Origin of the sequence: uncultured Thiocystis sp., assembly GCF_903866365.1 — a bacterium.
In the GTDB taxonomy this organism is placed as follows: domain Bacteria; phylum Pseudomonadota; class Gammaproteobacteria; order Chromatiales; family Chromatiaceae; genus Chromatium.
The window spans coordinates 1-3,773 of the sequence record NZ_CAIPNF010000308.1 but is presented as its reverse complement, the minus strand read 5'-3'; the positions used below and the strand labels follow the sequence as shown (position 1 = coordinate 3,773).

Here is a 3,773-nt window from a genome sequence, read left to right as displayed (position 1 = left end):
TTGGCCGGAGCGATGATCGACGCCTTCTAAATCTATTCAACTTATATTGCTGTAGACAGATGTTTATGAGTTTTGTTCCCATGAAATGTCTGGATGATAAATACGAGATCTATATGCCAACCGTGGCATCGGTGGCTGCCCTTGGAAAGTCATCACCAGGGCCTGATAGAGATCGAGCGACTGCTTGCGCAGCGTCGAATGATAGGAACGAACCGTGGCGAACGCCTCGGCACCCTCGGTGGAGCGGAAACAACCCGAGACCTTTTGTTTGAGCTTGAGCATGCGCAGATCGCGCTCGGCGAGGTTGTGATCGAAGGGGACGCGCAGGTCGGTGACGAAGCGCAGGACGCCCTCGCGCTGCGTGCGCAGTCGCGCGATGAGGTTGACGGCGGGGCTCTGCTTGACCCGCCGTCGGCTGCCCGGCGGCGGTCGGCGACGGGGATGGAAGCCATCGGCGTCGGCGAGAATGGCGTCAGACCGCCGGAAGACATCCTCGATCATGAGGCTGGGCAAGGGCCGCGCTGGCGGTGTCGTTGGCCTCGCACAGCCGCGCGATGAGGCGCTTGGGCCACGGGTGGTCGGCTTCGGCGAGGGCGATCAACTCGCGCAGAGGGTGCGCGTTGCAGAAGGCCTGCTCGGCAGCGGCGCTCAGAGAGGCCCGCCAGTGGTCATGGACCAGGATCCCGCGAAAGTTGGCCAGCAGGCCGATGGCCGACAGCGCTTCGGCGCCGCGCTGGCGTGGATGGTGTAGAAGATCAAGGTGGTGGTGCAGAGCACAGGCAGCCAGTGCAGGGCACAGGCAGCCAGTGCAGGGCACCGGACACGCGCAGGCCGGTTTCGTCGGCATGGGCAACGGCGCTCTGCACCACGGCTTGGCCGATCGCCGCCACCGGTGCGGTCAACCGCGCCGCCGCCTCCCGGCCCCAGGCGACGAGGGTCGCCGGCGACAGCAGAAGGCCCGCCAAGGCGTTCAACAACTCCGTGGCCCGTTGATACGGAAGGTGCTGATCATGGGTCAGAGAGACCGCGAACGCCATGAGCCCCGCGCCGTCCTGAACCGGTGCGCTCACCCCCTCCGGGAACCGGCGGCGATGCGCTTGACCGCAGGCGCAAACGCCGGACACTGTCCGATACTCGGTCACCTCCCGGCGCACGACCAGATCGATCGCCTGACGGCGCTCAGGCAGAACCTCCACGTCCAACTCCGCCCGATCGCGTCCACAGGCGCAGGCCCCTTCCAACGGCACGATGACCGTCTGTTCCGGGGTGTCGACCCGTGCGCGGGTGGCGCCGGGATGCCCGATCTGGCCGCCCGGCGGCTTGTCGCTGCGCTGGCGTCGCGACTTGGGCGGGGGTTTCTTAAAAGGCGGATCGGACGACGGCGGTTTGCTGGAGTGGTGGCTGTCCTTGGCCAGACGGGCTTCCAGTTCCTGGATGCGCGCCTGGAGTTTGGCAATCTGCGCGGCTTGCTCGGCATTCTCCGCACGCAAACGCGCCAACTCGTCATCTCGGCTGTCGGGGCAAGCGGGTGCGGGTGGGGCGTCAGACATGATGAAAATTGACAGGCTGAGGAGGCTGTTTGGCAACTGGTCTTGAATATAGATCTCGTATTTATCATCCACTCATGGTTCGCCCATTTTGAAAGCCGCGTTCTCGGATTGCGTACCCAGCCCTTGATCAATGATTTCCGGAAATCCGAGCAAGCCGACCATGCGCGACTGCACCGCGTTCAGTGGGGTCATGCGATGCCAGTCCATGCCACCGAGGCTGACCACGATCAGGCGGATACCGGTAAAGGTTCTGAGCATCATCTCGGTGGTGGGCCTGGCGGTCGCTCGTTTGGGGTTTCCCGCATCGAGGTGATCGCGCTTTTCGGCCTTTGCCTGCAAAGCCTCGCGCACCGTGAACTCAACCAGGCACAAGACGCGCAGGCCGATAGCGAGGAGACGGATGAGGCCCTGGATGCGGGTGGTCGAACAAAGGTACAACGGCGTCAAGCCCAGGAGCTTGCCGCGCAAGCGGTTGAAGCCGCGCTCAATGAGGGATTCCTCGCGGTCGGCGAGCACCGCCTCGCCCACCTCCAGGACGAGGTCATTGCTCACGAACACCCGCCAGCCCAAGCCCCGCACGGTCTGCGCATCGGCCGCCGGATCGAGGCGCGTGCGCACGGTGACGCTGACCGTGGTGACCTCGCGGGCCGGGCGCCCGAGGTAGGCCCGCGTGCGGGTGGTGTGGGTGTCCACCGGATACGCAGCGACCAGGAGGGTCGACACCTGATGCTGCGCCAGAATGGCGTCCACCGCGGCGTGCGCCTGCGCTTCATCCAGGCGCTTGTGGCCCCGCCCGCGCTGGTTGAGCCTCGCGATGTCTTGCTCGGCCTGTTGCAGGCGCTGGTCCAGGCGCTTGTGCTGCGCGGCGGCGTGTTTCAGGGATTGCACCACCAGACGTTGTTCCTGCCACGCGAGACCTTCGGCGCTCGTGAGCGTGACCTGATCGGAAAATCCGTTGGCGATGTGCTGGGGCTTGTCAGAGGCCGTCACGGGCGCGCGATACACGGGCATGAGCGCCTGCTCCCCCGCCCACACCGGCTCCAACAAGGCGTGCAGGGTAGCGGCCGGCATCTGGACCGCCGGCAGCGGGCACAAATAATGGTCCTGGCTCGCCGCCAGGTAGGCGCGGGTGGCGAGCGCCGCCATCTTGCAGTCGCCCACATACAGCACGCCCGACTGTTGGAGCATCGCCTGCACCTTGCGGATCTCCGGCACGTACAACGGATCATCGGCCCGCTCGCCGCTGACCACCGTGGTGCTCAGCGGCAACCCCAGCGGATCGAGCGTCGACTGGTTGATCTTCAACGGTGGCAGGTCGGGACGGTGTTCCTTGCGGTGACCGAATTGGAACAAGCCGTCCTCACTGACGCCGACATAACTCTTCGCCGTGGTGCTGTCGATGCGTACGCGTCGGGCCGTCAAGTCATAGACCCGCAGCAGCGTCGCATTCTGCGCGCGCTCATTAGGCCTCCCACGCCGCGTCGTCGCCACCCAGACGGTCAAGCACGACGCACAGACGGTCGTCGCTGACATCGAGTTCGCGCAATCCAGGAATTCCCAAGCACACCCGCAAGGTCATCAACAACCCCGCCACCCAGCCCTGTACGGCGTTCAGACGGTGGTCACCCTCGCTCAGAATAGAGGCCAGCCACACCACGGCGACCTCACCAAGGGTCAGTCCTTGCCAGTTCCCGTGCGTCGGGAAGTGCTGATCCAGCAGCGACGCCACCTCCATCTTAGCCAGTTGCGCCAAGAGCAGCGGGATGTCATCGACCCGTTCGATACGCGTCACTGTGGGCGCGGTTCTCATGGTTTTCCTGACTCAGGATGGTAAGTGCCTGTAGCTTGACTCACTTTTATGAACCGAGGGGAAAATTAAGCGAACGATGAAAAATAGATGGCTAAAAACCAAATCGTCAGGGGGAGATGCGTACTCTGGAACAGGGTGCCCGCGATCAGGGACGTTTGTGTGCGGCAGGCCCGACACTGGAACGTCTGGCGCCTGCCGACGTGGAACACCGAGTGCCGAGCCTCGCCACAGCGCGGACAACGAAACCCCTCGGGCCAGCGCGCGCGCTCCAGCGCCGCCTCGCACGGCCCCTCGGGGCCTTGATCATAACTTCGGCCAGTTCCCTCATGCCGCCACGGGCGTCAAATAAGGTGGCCGGACTGGGCGCGGTCGACGTCGGCGCGGTGCTGGCGGTGGAGAAACGCGCGCGATGA

Annotated in this window: 4 protein-coding genes and 2 pseudogenes; all 6 read right to left on the bottom strand. The window is 64.6% G+C overall.

Going from position 1 to position 3,773, the window contains the following annotated elements; translation table 11 throughout:
- Positions 1 to 183 precede the first annotated feature (183 nt).
- A pseudogene (locus QZY07_RS17530) lies at positions 184 to 501 on the bottom strand (transposase); the annotation flags it as partial.
- The gene (locus QZY07_RS27525; protein WP_363184424.1) at positions 473 to 847 is read right to left on the bottom strand and encodes a transposase; all 375 of its coding nucleotides are present in this window, start codon (positions 845 to 847) and stop codon (positions 473 to 475) included. The pseudogene QZY07_RS17530 and the gene QZY07_RS27525, both read right to left, overlap by 29 nt.
- The gene (locus tag QZY07_RS17520; RefSeq protein WP_295405499.1) at positions 756 to 1,550 is read right to left on the bottom strand and encodes a DUF6444 domain-containing protein; all 795 of its coding nucleotides are present in this window, start codon (positions 1,548 to 1,550) and stop codon (positions 756 to 758) included. Before QZY07_RS17520 ends, QZY07_RS27525 begins: the two co-directional genes overlap by 92 nt.
- A gap of 72 nt (positions 1,551 to 1,622) precedes the next feature.
- The gene (locus tag QZY07_RS17515; protein ID WP_295405497.1) at positions 1,623 to 3,053 is read right to left on the bottom strand and encodes a hypothetical protein; all 1,431 of its coding nucleotides are present in this window, start codon (positions 3,051 to 3,053) and stop codon (positions 1,623 to 1,625) included.
- A complete protein-coding gene (locus QZY07_RS17510) occupies positions 3,013 to 3,360 on the bottom strand; it encodes a hypothetical protein (protein WP_295405495.1) in 348 nt (115 codons plus the stop codon). Before QZY07_RS17510 ends, QZY07_RS17515 begins: the two co-directional genes overlap by 41 nt.
- Positions 3,361 to 3,443: 83 nt before the next feature.
- Positions 3,444 to 3,644, bottom strand: a pseudogene (locus QZY07_RS17505) (transposase); the annotation flags it as partial.
- Between the last annotated feature and the right edge of the window lie 129 nt (positions 3,645 to 3,773).

Excerpts from the sequence above, each read along its gene's own strand:
- QZY07_RS27525 (WP_363184424.1), bottom strand. The coding sequence starts at position 847 with ATGCCGACGAAACCGGCCTGCGCGTGTCCGGTGCCCTGCACTGGCTGC.
- QZY07_RS17520 (WP_295405499.1), bottom strand. The coding sequence starts at position 1,550 with ATGTCTGACGCCCCACCCGCACCCGCTTGCCCCGACAGCCGAGATGAC.
- QZY07_RS17510 (WP_295405495.1), bottom strand. The coding sequence starts at position 3,360 with ATGAGAACCGCGCCCACAGTGACGCGTATCGAACGGGTCGATGACATC.